This window comes from Streptomyces sp. NPDC005963 (assembly GCF_040638655.1).
GTDB lineage: Bacteria > Actinomycetota > Actinomycetes > Streptomycetales > Streptomycetaceae > Streptomyces.
This window is the reverse complement of the sequence record NZ_JBEXVD010000001.1, coordinates 778,180-793,520: the sequence shown is the minus strand read 5'-3', so window position 1 is coordinate 793,520 and position 15,341 is coordinate 778,180. Positions and strand designations below refer to the sequence as shown.

At 69.9% G+C, this 15,341-nt stretch carries 7 protein-coding genes; 1 reads left to right on the top strand and 6 read right to left on the bottom strand.

Annotated features, from left to right (window positions below; translation table 11 throughout):
* Positions 1-96 precede the first annotated feature (96 nt).
* The 6 genes from ABZ348_RS03225 to ABZ348_RS03200 all read right to left on the bottom strand — a co-directional run bounded on the left by ABZ348_RS03225 (position 97) and on the right by ABZ348_RS03200 (position 13,685).
* Positions 97-1,020 carry a hypothetical protein gene (locus tag ABZ348_RS03225; RefSeq protein ID WP_358928749.1) on the bottom strand — a complete coding sequence of 308 codons (924 nt, stop codon included), beginning with the start codon at positions 1,018-1,020 and terminating at the stop codon, positions 97-99.
* 2 nt (positions 1,021-1,022) lie between these two features.
* Positions 1,023-2,789 carry a sulfite reductase subunit alpha gene (locus ABZ348_RS03220; RefSeq protein WP_358928807.1) on the bottom strand — a complete coding sequence of 589 codons (1,767 nt, stop codon included), beginning with the start codon at positions 2,787-2,789 and terminating at the stop codon, positions 1,023-1,025.
* A 5-nt stretch (positions 2,790-2,794) separates the two neighbouring features.
* Positions 2,795-8,359: a glutamate synthase-related protein gene (locus ABZ348_RS03215; protein WP_358928747.1), complete on the bottom strand. Its 5,565-nt coding sequence runs from the start codon at positions 8,357-8,359 to the stop codon at positions 2,795-2,797.
* Between the two features lie 276 nt (positions 8,360-8,635).
* Complete coding sequence (locus ABZ348_RS03210) at positions 8,636-8,863, bottom strand: hypothetical protein (protein ID WP_358928745.1); 228 nt, start codon at positions 8,861-8,863, stop codon at positions 8,636-8,638.
* A 93-nt stretch (positions 8,864-8,956) separates the two neighbouring features.
* Positions 8,957-12,391, bottom strand: a complete 3,435-nt coding sequence (locus tag ABZ348_RS03205; protein ID WP_358928743.1) for a cell surface protein — start codon at positions 12,389-12,391, stop codon at positions 8,957-8,959.
* A gap of 310 nt (positions 12,392-12,701) precedes the next feature.
* Entirely contained in the window at positions 12,702-13,685 is a 984-nt protein-coding gene (locus ABZ348_RS03200) for a helix-turn-helix domain-containing protein (RefSeq protein ID WP_358928741.1), read from the bottom strand.
* 275 nt (positions 13,686-13,960) lie between these two features.
* On the opposite strand from ABZ348_RS03200, the gene ABZ348_RS03195 reads away from it, so the two are divergent.
* Entirely contained in the window at positions 13,961-15,310 is a 1,350-nt protein-coding gene (locus ABZ348_RS03195; RefSeq protein ID WP_358928805.1) for an aminopeptidase P family protein, read from the top strand.
* Positions 15,311-15,341 lie beyond the last annotated feature (31 nt).

Genomic DNA, 15,341 nt, shown 5'->3' with positions numbered 1-15,341 from the left:
GAGGAATGAATCACTGCGGAGCATTGGTGATTGACGACAACGCGGCGAGGCGCGGTGCCAGGGCACGCGAGCCCAGCAAGATCCGAAAGAAGGGCGCTAGGCGTCTGGCAGTGAGGCCGCGAGGTGCTCCCAGGCCGTGTGCACGTCCTCGCCGACGATCCCGAACTGTGTGATGACCGCGACGCAGCGCCCGTCCCCGTCGTCGAGTTCGATCGCCGAAGTCGGGCCGTGCGCGGCCGTGGAGCGGACGAGATGACAGGCACGGACACCCGCGAGGTCGATCTGCACCGAGCTCTGTGCGAACGCCGCGAACACCTGCCCGCCCACGGTCTGATCGGTGACGTGCACCCGACCGTTGCACGCCTGCATGGCCGCCGGGGCGAACACCGCCACGCCGATCGGCAGCCCGGCGGAGCAGACGTACTCCAGCACCTCGGGCACGACCCCGACGTCGATCGCCCGGTGCTCGCCCCGGTATCGGGCGAACTCCGCGCGCCGGGCCACCCCGCCGTCGACGAGGATCGCGTCGAGCTGCGCGAGTTGGTCACCGTCCTCCCACGCTGGGGGCTCGGGGACCGCGGACGGTTCGGCGATCAGCGCCCCGGTCTCGGCGGCACGGGCGAGTTCGACCAGCAGCCGGTCCCCTTCGGAGAGCAGCCGCCCCTGGTGCGCGGTCCGGCCGTCGGCATCGCGCAGATGCAGGACGACCGTGCCGGTTCCCCCGTCCCGTACGACCGCGGCGGACGCGAAGCCCACGCCGTCCACGCGCAGGGCGATCGACCCCGGCCGGATGGTGAACGCCTCGCCGCGCAGGCTCGGGACCGCGTAGGTGCCCGTCTGGTCGATCCGGGCGACCGGCCCACCGGTGACCGCCTGCACATACTGGAGGAGCGTCAGACAGCGCGCGAGCTCCGCCATCCGGGCGTCGATGGGCCGGACGGTGGTGTGTCGTCGCACGCAGAGCTCCTCGAACGCGCACAGGCCGTCGGCGTCCAGCGGTTCGGGATGCTGGTTCATCATGCTCAGTACACGTCCCGTACATAGCGTTTCGCCCGGCGCAGATCCGCCAGGTACTGCGCCGCGTCCTCGTCACCGCGTCCGCGCTGCTCGGCGATGACGGCCAACAGCGCCGCTTCGACGTCCTTCGCCATCCGCGAGGCATCGCCACAGACGTACACGTACGCGCCGTCCTCAAGCCAGCCGTACAACGCGCGGGACTGCTCGCGCATCCGTGTCTGTACGTAGATCTTCTCGGCCTGGTCGCGGGAGAACGCCAGGTCGAGCCGGGTGAGCACGCCCTGCTCGCGGAGCTCGGTGAGCTCGTCCTCGTAGACGAAGTCGGTACGGCGGTGCTGGTCGCCGAAGAACAGCCAGTTGCGCCCGGAAGCCCCTCGCGCCGCGCGCTCGTGCAGGAAGCCGCGGAACGGTGCGATACCGGTGCCGGGGCCGATCATGACGATGGGAGCGTCGTCGTCCGTGGGGACGCTGAAGGAGGCGTTCGCCTGGAGGTAGACGCCCGCGGTGGCATCGGCGGTGCCGGGTGTGGTCTCGCCGATCCGGTCCGCGAGGTAGGTGGAGGCGACGCCCCCGTACCGGCGGTCCTGGGCGCCGTACCGGACCGATGCGACGGTGAGGTGGATGCGGTCCGGGTGGGCGAGCGGACTCGACGAGATCGAGTACTGGCGCGCCTGGAGCGGCCGGAGGAACGGCAGCAGTTCGTCGAGACCCGGTGCGGCGGATCCGGCGTCCCGGAGCAGGTCGAGCACGTCCCGGCCCCAGAGCCAGGAATCGAGGTCGGGCCGGTCGCCGTGTGCGACGACCGAGGCCAGCTCGCTCGACGGGGCACGCTCGACCAGATCGGCCACGAGCTCCTTCGACGGGGTGCGGATCTCACGCCCGGTGCGCAGCACCTCGACGAGCGGTCGACCGTCGACGTCCTCCTCGCCGCTCGCCCCGAGGTGCGTCAGGAACTCCCCGACGAGCGCGTCGTCGTTCACTGGTACGACAGCGAGCGCATCCCCCGCCGCATAGGTGATGCCGCTGTCGCCGAGGTCGAACTCGTAGTGGCGGATCTCCTTCGCACTGTCCGGTGACGACAGCAGCCGGTTCACCACCAGACGGGAGCGGTACGGATTGCGCTTGTGCCACGGGGAACGGGTCGCGGCGACCGGGTCCGCGGCAGTCGTCGGCGCAGCGCTCGTCGCCGTCGCGCCGGTCTCCGCGGCGAGCACGTCCAGGACCGTGGTCGTCCACTGAGCGGCGGGATCTTCGAAGTCGACGTCGCAGTCGACGCGACCGCACAGCCGGGTGGCGCCGAGCTGCTCAAGGCGGGTGTCGAGGAGCTTCGCCGCCTCGCAGAAGTCGTCGTACCCGCGGTCCCCGAGCCCGAGGACCGCATAGCGCAGGCCCTCCAGCCGTGGTGCTCCCTCCGCCCGCAGCGCTTCCCAGAAGAGCCCGGCGTTGTCGGGCATCTCGCCCTCGCCGTACGTCGAGGTGACGACGAGCAGATGGGACATCTCGGCGAGCCGCTCGGGCGTGATGTCGTCGAGCGCGGTGACCCGCCCGCCGAGGCCACGGGACCGGGCCCCGGCGACGACCTCGCCGGCCAGGAACTCGGCGGTTCCGGTCTGTGTGCCGAACACGACGTCGATCGTCGCCACGGGAGCGGCGGCCGTCGTGTCCTCCCGCCGCCCGGCGGCGGCGATGCCGGCGATGAACCCGGCGAGCCAGGACTCCTGTTCCGCGGAGAACGGCGCGTCGGCCGGGATGAGCGACCCGGTCGGGGACATGAGCGTCACGTGGTCACCGCTTCGGTCGGGGCGTTCGGGGTGCGGCGGGCTGCCATCTCCGCGATGTCGGCGAGTGCCGCGGTCGCGAGCAGTTCGTCGAACCGGGCCGCTCGGACACGGCCGGCGTTCTTGGCGTTCTGGTGCATGATCCAGCCATGGGTGCCGGGGGCGTCCACGCTGAGGTTGTTCCGCTGCCTCAGTGCGTGCTTGTAGTCGTCGAGGCGCTTGATCGCGATCAGCGTGGCGAGTTCGTCGTCGTCGAACCGCTCCAGCGTGCCGCGCAGGTACTTCACGACGCGCTGCTTGACGAAGAAGTCCTCGGTGAGCACGAGGTTGCGGACGGCTTCGGCGACCCGCGGGTCGTCCGGGCCGCTCGCTCCCGGCACCCGCTTGAGCGCGAGGTCCTGTGCGACGCCGAGCACCGTGTACGACGACAGCAGCGAGAACATGTCGTCGCCGCCCTGGTCGCCGAGTGCCGGGGCACGCCCGCCGAGCACGGTGCGGCGGTCACGGTAGTCGACCTTGAACGCACGGAGCTTGTCCGTCGCGATCGAGTTCGCGAGTTCGTCGAGGAGTTCGGCCCGGGTGGCCGCAGCGAGGATCTCGGACGCGTCCTGGTACAGCAGCAGCGCCCTGGGCATTCCGCAGTACACATGGCGCCGCTCGGTCGCCCAGTCGTGCAGCAGCCGGGCCGCGAGCGCGGAGCCGGTGGCGGCCACGTGCCACTCCAGGAGCAGCCGAACGGCCTGCTCGTGGAAGACGCCGTGCGCGGTGTCGGTCACCGGGAACACGAGCAGCGAATCGGCGCTCACCTGGCCTGGGAGCTCGCCCGAGGGGTCGTACTGGTACAGGAACCCGCCGCTCATGCCGTTGCCCAGGCCCTTGCCGAAGCCGCCGAGGTTGAGCACGGTACCGCCGGTCATGTACTCGCAGCCGAAGTCACCGACGCCCTCCACGACCGCGGTCGCCCCCGAGTTGCGCACGGCGAACCGGTCACCGGCCTCGCCCTGGACGAACGTCCGACCGCCCGTCGCACCGAACAGGGCGAAGTTCCCGATCAGCACATTGCCACCGCGTTCGGTGCTACCGCCGCCCGGGGCACGGACGACGATCCGCCCGCCGCTCTGGCTCTTGCCGACGCCGTCGTTCGCGGTGCCGGTGTGCTCCAGCGTGATCCCGTCGTTGCAGAACACACCGTACGACTGACCCGCGGACCCGGTGGTGCGGATGCGGACGGCACCGTCCACCAGACGGCGGCGACCGCGGTCGTCGGCCACGACCGCGGGTGCACCGGCGAGGTCGGCCGCGTCCGACTGGTGGTTGAGGAGCCGCTCGACATCGATTCCGAGCTGCCCGCCGACCGACTTGTCACTGTTGCCGAGGTGAACGCCCTCGACGAGCACGGTCGACTCGCGCCGGTCGATCAGGGCGGCACGGACGCGCTCGATGAGGGCGTCGTCGGTGGTGAAGTCCTTCTCCAGGTACTCCGGGTCCTCGACGACCTTCTCGGGCACGTGCGCGAGCAGTCTGCGGACGTCGAGACGCCCGACGCTCGCGGGGTGGTCGAGCAGTTGCAGCAGGTCCGTGCGCCCCCGCGCCTCGCGCAGCGACCGCAGCCCCAGGCGGGCCAGGATCTGTCGGACGTCGTGCGCGATGTTCAACAGGTACTGGGCCAGTGCGCGCGGATCGCCCTCGAACGCCTCGGCGTTCGTGGTGAGCCCGGCGGGACACTTCACATTGCAGTTCTTCGCCATGACACAGCCGAGCATCATCAGCGCCGTCGTGCCGAACTCAAAACTGTCGGCCCCCAGCAACGCCGACGTGACCACATCGCCACCGGTTTGGTGGGCGCCGGAACAGCGCAGCACGACCTTCTGCCGGAGCCCGTTTGCCACGAGCGCCTGATGCACCTCGGCCACACCGATCTCCGCCGACCGACCGGCGTACTTCAGGCTGGTGACGGCCGCTGCGCCCGTGCCACCGGTGTTCCCGGCGACGTTGATCACGTCCGCACCGGCCTTGGCGACGCCGACCGCGATGGTGCCGATGCCCTCCGACGACACGAGCTTCACGACGACCCGCACCCGCGCGGCCTTGCAGTCGTGGATGAGCTGAGCGAGGTCCTCGATCGAGTAGGTGTCGTGGTGCGGCGGCGGGGAGATGAGCTCGATGCCCGGGGTGCCGCCGCGCGCCGCCGCGATGTCGACCGTGACCTTGGGCGCGGGCAACTGGCCGCCCTCGCCGGGCTTCGCGCCCTGGCCGATCTTGATCTCCAGCTCCTGGAGCATCGGATCGGCCAGATAGCCCGCCCAGATGCCGAACCGACCGGACGCGAACTGCTTGATCCGGGAGCCGCGGATGGTGCCGTACCGCGAGTGGTGTTCGCCGCCCTCGCCGCTGTTCGACATCCCGCCGACCATGTTCGTGCCGTGGGCGACGGCCTCGTGCGCGGTGGCCACGAGCGCGCCGTGGCTCATCGCACCGGAGGCCAGCGAGCGGGTGATCTCATGCGCGGGCTGCACGTCGTCGAGCGGGACGCTGCACGGTGCGCGGTCGAAGAGCGCGAGCAGCCGTGCGGCGGTGCCAGTAGCGGTGACGAGAACGCCGTCCGCGGCTGCTTCGAGCGTCTCCACCTCACCCGGGTGCACTCGGGCGAGGCCGTCGGCGAGCGCGGAGTGGCGCTCGACCGCGTCGGCGCCCGGCGCGGTGAGACACAGTCGAACGGTCACCGCGTCGCTGTGCCGTTCCGTACCCGCAGGCGGCTCCACGGCGGACGCGACCACACCGCGGACCGTGATGCTCGCATTGCCGGAGGTGGAGAACCGCCCGAGCTCCCGGGCGAAGTCCTCCGGTGTGCGCAGCCCCGTCACGTCCGCGGGCAGGGCGAGTACGTCGCGGAGCGCGGACGGGCGGCGCAGGCGCTCCTCATGAGTCGTCCGCAGGAAGGCTCGGTATCCGGGCGTGATCCGGAACCCGTCGATCTCGGCGTCGCTGAGCGCGTCGTAGCCGGTGTTCCGGTAGGCGGCGTCCGTGATGCCGAACGCATCGTCGAGCTGACCGAGCGTCAGCAGGCGCAGCGCGTCCGAGTCATCCGGCCTGCCGAACTCCGGCTGCTCCTCGGTCATGCCGCCGAAGCCGCGCACGGCCGTGACGCCGAACGAGTGCCCGGCGCCGTCCGACCGCTCCTTGAACAGTCCGAGCAGCGGGATCTGCTGCTCGTTCTCCACCGTACGGGCCTGCTCGTGCCAGTCCGTCGCGGCCTGGGCGATCCGGGCGAATCCCACACCGCCGACGGGGGCGTCCATGTGAGGGAAGATCCGTGCGAACACGTCGTCGCGGGTGTCGAGGTAGTTCGGCTCGAAGAACTCGCCGCCGATGTAGCTCTCGGCGGTGCACAGTCCGACGCGGCCCATGGTCTTGGCGAGCGACTTCTCGGCCGCCTTGCGGAACCGGGCCAGGGCGCGATCGGTCTCGGTGATCTCGCCAGCGGGCGCCGGTGCGCTCGGGTGCTTCTCCTCGGCGCGCAGCCGTGCGCTGAGGCTGTAGACCGCCGAGGCGCCAAAGCCGAGTGCGGTCGCGACGTGGTGCGAGGAGGCGAGCTGACCGCTCTCCGCCACGATCGACACCCGCAGGCGCACCCCGGTCTCGATGAGTCGCTGGTTCACCGCCGCGACGGCGAGGAGCGTCGGCAGCGGCGCACGCGTCGACGAGATCGCCCGGTCGGTGAGGAGCGCGATGCCGCCCCGCTCCGCGGCGAACCGCTCGACGTCGTCACAGAGCCGCAGGAGCGCGGACCTCAGGGCGTCGGCGTTCGCGTTCACATCACCGCGTACGGGCTCGTACAGCATGTCGAACCGCTCCAGCGGCACGATCCGCTGGTCGCGCAACCGGACCATGTCCAGATGGCCGAGCACGGGCGAAGACACCACGAGCTGCCGGCCGTTGGTGTTCCCCGTACCGTCGGGCTTCGGGCCGAGGGCGACCCTCATACTCATGCCGTCGGCCTCGCGGATGCTGTCCAGCGGCGGGTTCGTCACCTGGGCGAAGCGCTGCGAGAAGTACTTCGCCATGCCGCCCTCGGTGTCGCTGAGCGCGTTGATGGCGTTGCCGTAGCCCATGGCGGAGATCCGCTCCGACCCGTTGGCGAGCATCGGGTCGAGCATGAACCGGAAGCTCTCCTGGTTCAGCGAGTACGCCACGTAGCGGCCGGCGAGCGTCAGATCGCCGTCGTACCCGAGGGTCGTCGTACCCCGCTCGTAGTCGGGGGACGGCAGGTCGTCGAGGTTCACCCGGGCCGCGGTGAGCAGTTCGGAGTACGGTCGGCGCGCGGCGAGGGCGTCAAGCACCTCGCCCGTGCGCATCCGACGGCCGATGCGGTGGTCGAACACGAGCATGCCGCCGGCTTCGATGCGGCCCCGGTGCACGACCTCGTCGTCGGGGAACGCGACCTGCCCGGCTTCCGACGCCACCATGAGGTACTCGGCGGTCTCGACGGTGCGCAGCGGGCGCAGGCCGAGCCGGTCGAGTCGGGCGCCGATGACATCCCCGTCGCTGAAGATCACGGCCGCCGGGCCGTCGTTCTTCTCCTCGTACAGCGAGAAGTACTCCAACATGTCCCGGACGGCGACGGGCAGCGTGCGGTCGTTCTCCCACGCGGGCGGCATCAGGGACACGACGGCCTCGACGATGTCCAGACCGTCGTCGAAGACCCGGCTCTGCAAGGTCTGGTCGAGGCGGCTGGAGTCCGACTGCCCCGGGGGACGCACGATGCTCCGGGTGCGGGCCCGCGCGAGGGCATCGTCGGACAGCCGGTTCTTGCGGTCGGTGTTGAGCTCGCCGTTGTGCGCCATGAGCCGGAAGGGCTGTGCCATGGTCGGGTGCGGTTCGGTGTTGGTGGAGAACCGGGTGTGGAAGTACAGCGACCGCACGGAGTGCCGTGGATCGCCGAGGTCACAGAAGTACCCGATGACCTCACCGGAGTTGAGTCGTCCCTTGAGGACCTGGGTCCGTGCGCTCAGGGAGAGCGGGTACAGGCCGGCGTGGGCGTCATCGGCGTAGGCGACGGCTTCGACGGCGAGCAGCGCACGGTTGGCAGCCGTGTCGACTTCGGCGCGCTCCCAACGCTCGGGCGCGCGGAACACCCACTGCACGATGGGCAGTTGGTACTGCTCGGCTGCGGGCCGGGCGACGCTGTGGTCCACCGGGACGTCACGGACGAGCAGGACGTCGAACCCCTGCTCGGCGATGCTCCGACCGACGAGTTCCACCGCGCCTTCGCGACGGTCGGCGTCGGTGGGAACGAAGCAGTTGGCGACGCCGAAGTGTCCGGCGCGCAGTTCCTCGCCGGTGATGGCACTGAAGAACTCCACCGACAGGTCGATGCTCACGCCCGCGCCGTCGCCGACGCCTTCGGCGGACTTGCCGCCGCGATGGGGGATGGTGCGGAGTGCTTCGTCGCCCTTGCGGATGACGTCGTGTCGCGGTACGCCGTCGAGGCGGGTGAGGAAGCCGACGCCACAGTCGCTGTGTTCGCGGGCAGGGCTGTGCAGACCAAAGGGGGAGTGATTCACGTGGGTCCTGTCGGCGAGAGTTCCGGCAGCGGACGGCCAGGCTGCGTCGGTGAAGCGCTCGCCGCGGGCCGGACCGGTGTGACGGTCGGGCCCTGAGTGGTGGGAGTGGATACGCTAAGGCTTACCTAAGCATCCCCGCAAGTGGGTGCCTGCCGCAGGCCCGGAATCGGAGGTCACCACCGGCTCGCGGCCCACTTCTCAGGGGCGCGCACACCTGTTCACCGGAGGGTCGGCGGAGCGACGCCCACGGGGTGCGTGCCACGGATCCGGCGGGCTTCAGGACCGGTGGTCCTCCGGCTCCCACACCCGCTGACACGCGCGGCACTCCAGCATCCCGTTCAGCCGATCGTCACTGACCACCGTCCGCACCCGGAAGCCACCGCAGTTCGGGCAGTTGCGGCCACGGCGATTCGCCCAACGGGGGGTTGGGCGCCAGCGGCTGACGGCGTAGGTCACAACGACCACAACGACGACGAACGCCACCAGCAGGATCACACCGAGCACGAAGCACCCTCCTGTATGCGCACGTTTGTTCGCCTCGCCGCAATCGTAGCCCCGCCGCGGGACCCCCGGGACCGAGTCCCGGTGCTCACCGGGTCAACGCGTGACCGACGAGGTCGGTTTGGAGACCGCAGTTCCGTCGGTGTGACCGGTCCGCCTGGCCGTCACTTTCACGGTGATCTTCTTGCCCGCCTGTGCCGAGGTGAGGTCCAGCGTGCTCCTCGTCGCGCCGGAGATCGCCGATCCATTGGCGTACCACTGGTAGCCGTAGGAGGTCGGTACGGGCGTCCAGGTGCCCGGCTTCGCCGTCAGTCTCTTGCCCACCCTGGCCGTGCCGGAGACCGTGGGTGACTGGGTCGCTTTGGGTGCGCTGCCCCTGGCCACGGTGGTCGTCGTCGAGGTGGCCGTCCCCGAGGGGTGGCCGGTGCGCCTGGCGGTGACCGTGACGCTCACCTTCTTGCCCAGCAGCGAGGCCGGGACGGTGAAGGTGGAGCCGGTTGCCTTGGGGACGTCCTTTCCGTCGGCCTTCCACTGGTAGCCGTAGGAGGTCGGTACGGGCGTCCAGGTGCCCGGCTGGGCGGTCAGCTTGACACCCACCTTCGCCGTACCGCCGACCGTCGGTGCCTTGGTGTTCTTCAGGACCGCCGGAGTGACGGTGAAACTCCCCAGGGGCCGTTCCTGACCCCCGTGGGGGATCACACCCATGCTCCACACGCCCGTTGCGGCGGACGCGAGGTCGAGCCGCACGGTGAGCGTGGTGCGGGACGTGGTGACGGACACCGCGGAGGAGTCGATCCGCCGTGCACCGGAGCGGATCCGGATCCGGTCCTTCTCGTGCAGGGCGGAGCCGCTCACCTTCAGTGTCACCGTGGACCCGGATGCCCCGGTCGTCGGGGTGGCACCGGTGACGGTGTACTTCTGGGTACCGCACCACGGTGATGTGCAGTCCAAGCGCAGTCGGTACGACGTCGCGGACGCCGTCTCCGGCAGCCCGACGACCAGGACGGTCGGTTGGGAGGTCCCGTGCGGTCCGCTGCCGGAGGCACAGTAGTAGGCGCCGTCCCAGGACAGTCCACAGAGGTTCGACAGGGAGTCGTTGTAGAGCGACGGCACGGCGGTTGCGGCACCACCCGCGGTGTCATCGAACGCGACGGCGAACTCGTCGCGAGTGGCGGTCGGCAGCGCCACGCACTGCGCGGTGCGCTGCTCGTTCAACACACCGCTGATCGGCCCGTAGCCGTAGGTGACGTTGGGAGCCCTGCTGCATTCGGGGGCCGGGGTCGATCCGGTACGGATGCGCAGTGCGTCGAACCGGTAGGAAGCGGGCAGTTGCTTGCCGGGCAGTGCGCTGACGATGACCTGGTAGGCGGTGGAGCCGTTGGCTCCGCAGGCGCGTTCCCACCAACAATTGGCAGGCACGCCCGAAGCGTTGAACACGGCGAAGAACAACGCCTTGTGCACATCCCGCACATTGAGGTGCAGGGCGTCCTTGGCGCTTGCCGTGGTGACACGGTGGCAGGTCATGCTGCCCGCTGGTGCGGGCTTGCCGGCACTGGAGGGGCCACCGACCGGGACCGCCGGGGTGCTGGTGCAGCCCTTCGCACCGCTGGTGACATCCCGTCGGGCGAGGGTGTAGGCGGCTGGTTTGTCGACGCCGGCAAAGAGGACGGTGTGTGCACCACCGCTGCGGAGCTTGCAGGTGATCCAGGTGCCGCCTTCGTGTCCTTCGAGTGAGCAGACGACACGGCCGTCGCTGTTCACGACATAGACGTCGGTATTCCGGGAGGATCCGGTGACGGTCCTGATCTGAAGCGTCTCGACGGAACCACGGTCCGAAGCGGGGATGGCGAGGCACTCGGCGAAGGAACCACCTCCGGTGGTGAGGGACACCGAAGGGCTCTGAGCGGTGAAGTCCCCGGCGGGCAGTACTCGACAGCCGGCCGGATCGTCCGTACGGATCAAGGAGAGGCTGTAGGGACCGGCTCGCCGGTCGTCGCTGTGCCCGGTGACATGGGCCCGGAACGGTCCCGTTCCGGTCAGCTTGCAGAAGCCCTTGGCCAAGCTCTCCCAGCCGCACAGTTCCTTGCCGGACGCGTCACGGACGACGCTCTCGGTGGGCACGTCCTGGGCCCCGAAGGATTGCGGAAGGGCGATGGAAGCTCCCTGAGCGAACGGCAACTCCAGACAGTTGGTCGCGCCATGGGCGAGGGTGCCGCGGTGTGAACCGGGTGGGACGGTTTCACAGCCCGCACCGGACGCGCGGTCAAGGAGGAGCGTGGCGTCACCCGTGTGCAGCACATAGGTGGTGCCGGATTTCAGCTCGCAGGAGACCCCTTCGTACGCCGGGCAGACGATGGCTCCGGTGTTGTCACGGACGGTCTGTCGGTATCGGTAGCCCTCGCCTACGGAAAATGCGTCGTACTGTCTTGTGACCGGGACGGTGAACGTCTTGCAGTGCACCCCCGGAGCGCTCGCCGTGGGGGCGGAGCCGTAGCGGTTCACGGGAACGGTCTGGCATCCCTCGGGGTCGGAGAGCCGATGGATCCGCAGCGTGTAGGCGGCGGGGAAGCCGCCCTCGGCCCTTCCGATCTGGCCGATGAGGCGATAGGGCCCGGTGCCGGGGAGCACACAGGTTCCGAAGTCGTCCTGGTTGGCGGGACAGATGATCGCGCCGCTGCTATCGCTGATCCAACTGCGTCCGGAACCGTGCCGCTCGGGCTTCAGTTCAGAGAGGATCCGCTCGCCGGGCTGGGCGTTGAACGGCTGGCAGATCATGGCCAGCGGTGAGGGGGAGGAGCCGGAAATCGGTGGAGCGCCGAGTGAGGTGCCCACCGTCGGCAGACAGCCGGGGGTGCCGACACCCAGGGGGACGACCGAGACGTGGTACTCGATTGCGTCCCACGTGTCGTTGACGATCCTCAGCGTGAACGCGCCCGTTCGGGGGAGGTCGCAGATTGCCAGCTCACACGCCAACTGGTCCTGGCCGTCGAAGACCTGGACGTATCCGCTGCCCGAGGAACCGGGGCTCTCCAGCGGGGTGTGGTGAGGGCCCGCTTGTTCAGCGGTGAAGACGAAGCAGCTGCTCCCTTCGCTGGGCACGGTCACCTTGCGGAGGGCGGAACCCGGGTCGCCGAAGGGGGCGAGCGGAAGGGCGGAGCAGTCGGCGGCGTTGGGGGCCCCGGCTGCGGCGGCCCGGGCCAGGGCCCTGCTTCCCTTGGACCGGGCGGTGTCCTCTTCGTCAGCGCCGTCGCGCTTTCGGTCCTGTTGCTCGTCACCGGCTGCGGGCTCGGCCTCGGGCCCGCGGGCAGGGTCGACATCGGAGGGCAGCCGCGAGGGGTCTACCCGCGAGGAAGAGGGCGAGGGCGAAGGCAAAGTCGAGGAAGATCCCGCGGGTGTCGCACCCAGCCCGACCGTCCCGTCTGCCGCCCAGCCCGCCGCGGCCGGGAGCAGCAGGGACACGAGGACGGACAGGGCGAGCAGGATCGCGGTGTACGCCCTGGGTCTCGCGGGCGTACCCGATCGGTGGTGCATGGAGTTCCCCCGTGAAGGCGCAGGCGGTGAACAAGGGTGCCCGGACCCGCGCGGGACTCACAAGGATGCGGAGCGGGCACGACGGCGCGTCCGTACGGCGCCGTCGCACGCAGCGCGGGGGATCCGGAGATGACGAGATGATGATCGCATAAGTGGCTGAAAATCAGCAGTAGTTGCCCGATGTATTGATCTGCCCGCCGCCCATGGACAGACAAGGGGCGGTTGCTTCCCTCCCTGGCTCATCGGTGCGCGTGACGTCGGCGCCGCGCGAGAGGACAGGGGTCGCACCCCGTAGCGGCGGTGTACCGGGTCACAACCAACCGTTGCGCTGCGCCTGCAAGGCCATCTGGAACCGGTTCGCCGCGCCCAGTTGGGCCATGAGGATCTGGAGGCGTCTGAACAGGGTGCGGCGACTGATCCCCATCTCGCGGGCGATGACGTCATCACTCGCACCGCCCGCGAGGAGCCACAGCAGACGCCGATCGGCCGGCGCGAGGCCGCCCGGGCGGGTGGTGCGGCCCTCGAAGGGCAGGGCGTTCTGCCAGGACTGCTCGAAGAGCGCGATCAGCCCGGAGAGCAGGCCGCACGGCTGCACGACCAGCATGGTGTTGTGAACATCGGCCTCCTTGATCGACAACGAAACCAGTGCGTACGCCTCGTCGATGATCACGAGCTTGACCGGGACCGACGGCAACACCCTGGCCTGCTCGCCGGCTTTCACACACGGCTCGATGACTTCCTTCAGATGGCCCGGATGTTCCAGGGACGCGCGTGAGTACACCACGCGCTGCGTCACCCCGCGGGCGAGTGTGGCCAGCGCGTCGTCCGTGGCGCCCGGGAGGGGGAAGTACGGGGGCGACTCGAACTGGCGGATCTGATCACGGGCGCTCGCCCAGGCCAGCCGCATCCTCGGGCCGATCGCGTCGCCGGTGACCACTTCCACGAGGTCGTCGTTGTACGCGGCCAGTCGCTGCCGCCGGAACGATTCGAAAGCGCCGCCGACCGCGATGCGTGACTCCTCCACCTCGGCCGCCCGGTGGCGGGCGAGGATCTCCAGACCTGCGGTGGGCGAAACCGGTGCGACCACGTCCGCGCCTTCACGGACGGCGCTGGCCAGACCGGCCTCCACCAGCGCCCCGTAAGCGCCGGCGATCTCCGTACCGTCCACACCGGCCGCGTCCGCGATCGTGCTCAGCGGGGCGGGGGCCAGTTCGAGGAGGGTCAGATAGACCTGGGCCGCCGCACGGTCGAGCCCCAGAAGCCGCAGGGCCTCCCCGAGTTTCGCGTTCGTCATGCGTCCCATTGTCAACGGATCCGGGAAGGGTTTTGGCCGATCTGTGCCAGTGGCACTCCTGGGCACCGGGCCCGGCCGGGACGGGATACCGTCCGAGTGCCGCCGACGACCGGGGGCAGCGAGGGGCCTTTGAGCCGCACCGCAGGCGAGTGGAACCGCACGGCTGCCGACCCCCTCGTCGGTGACGGACCCACCCAAGGAAGGTGTACGACGTGGCGAAGAAGGGCCGGAAGAACGGTCTCTACGCAGAGATCTCCGAGGAACTGTCCGCGCTGATGCGAACGGGGTGGGCGGACACCGAGCGCCACGACCTGCGGCTCGACGAACAGGCTCCGTACGCGGCCCGACGCCGCGACTCGCTCTCCGCGCGCTTCCCGGGCGAGCGCCTCGTGATCCCCTCCGGGAACCTCAAGGTCCGCTCGAACGACGACAGCTACCCGTTCCGGCCGTACACGGGCTATGTGCACATGACCGGCGACCGGGCCCGGGACTGCGCTCTGGTCCTCGAACCCCGTGCGGACGGCGGCCATGACGCCTACTGCTACCAGCTCCCGCGGGACGGCAGGAACGACGACGAGTTCTGGACCGGACCCACGGCGGAGCTCTGGATGGGGCGGCGGCGTTCCCTGGCCGAATCGGAGCTCGTGCTCGGACTGCCCTGCCGGGACATCCGTACCGCGACCGTCGACCTGGCCGGCTCCGATGTGCCGACGCGGATCGTCCGCGGCATCGACCCGTCCCTGGAGGCCGCCGTCACCACCGATGCGGACCGCGACGACGCACTCGAAGAGGCGCTCAGCGATCTCCGCCTGGTGAAGGACGACTGGGAGATCGTCGAACTCCGCAAGGCCGTGGACTCCACCGTGCGCGGATTCACCGATGTCATCGCCGAGCTCTCCCGGGCGATCGCGTCCTCCGAGCGCTGGATCGAGGGCACCTTCTTCCGCCGTGCACGCCTGGAGGGCAACTCCGTCGGCTACGGCTCGATCTGTGCCGCGGGCGATCACGCCACGATCATGCACTGGACGGACAACGACGGTCCGGTGCGCCCGGGCGACCTGCTCCTGCTCGACGCGGGGGTGGAGACGCACACCCTCTACACCGCCGATGTCACCCGTACGCTGCCGATCAGCGGAACCTTCACGCCTCTCCAGCGCCAGGTCTACGACGCGGTGTACGAGGCGCAGGAGGCCGGCATGGCCGCGGTCAAGCCGGGCGCCGCCTACCGCGACTTCCACGAGGCGTCCCAGCGCCATCTGGCGGCCAGACTGGTCGAGTGGGGCTTCATCGAAGGCCCTGCCGAGCGCGCGTACGAACTCGGTCTCCAGCGCCGCTTCACCATGGCCGGCACCGGTCACATGCTCGGTCTGGACGTCCACGACTGCGCACAGGCACGGAACGATGAGTACGTCGACGGCGTCCTGGAGGCGGGCATGGTGCTCACCGTGGAGCCCGGTCTGTACTTCCAGCCGGACGATCTGACCGTGCCCGAGGACTGGCGGGGCATCGGAGTCCGGATCGAGGACGACCTCGTCGTCACCCACGACGGTCACGAGAACCTGTCGGCTGGCCTGCCCCGGTCGGCGGACGAGGTCGAGGCGTGGATGGCCCGTTTCGCGGGTTGAGCGAGCCCCGGAGGGCTTGGCGCCCGCTTCC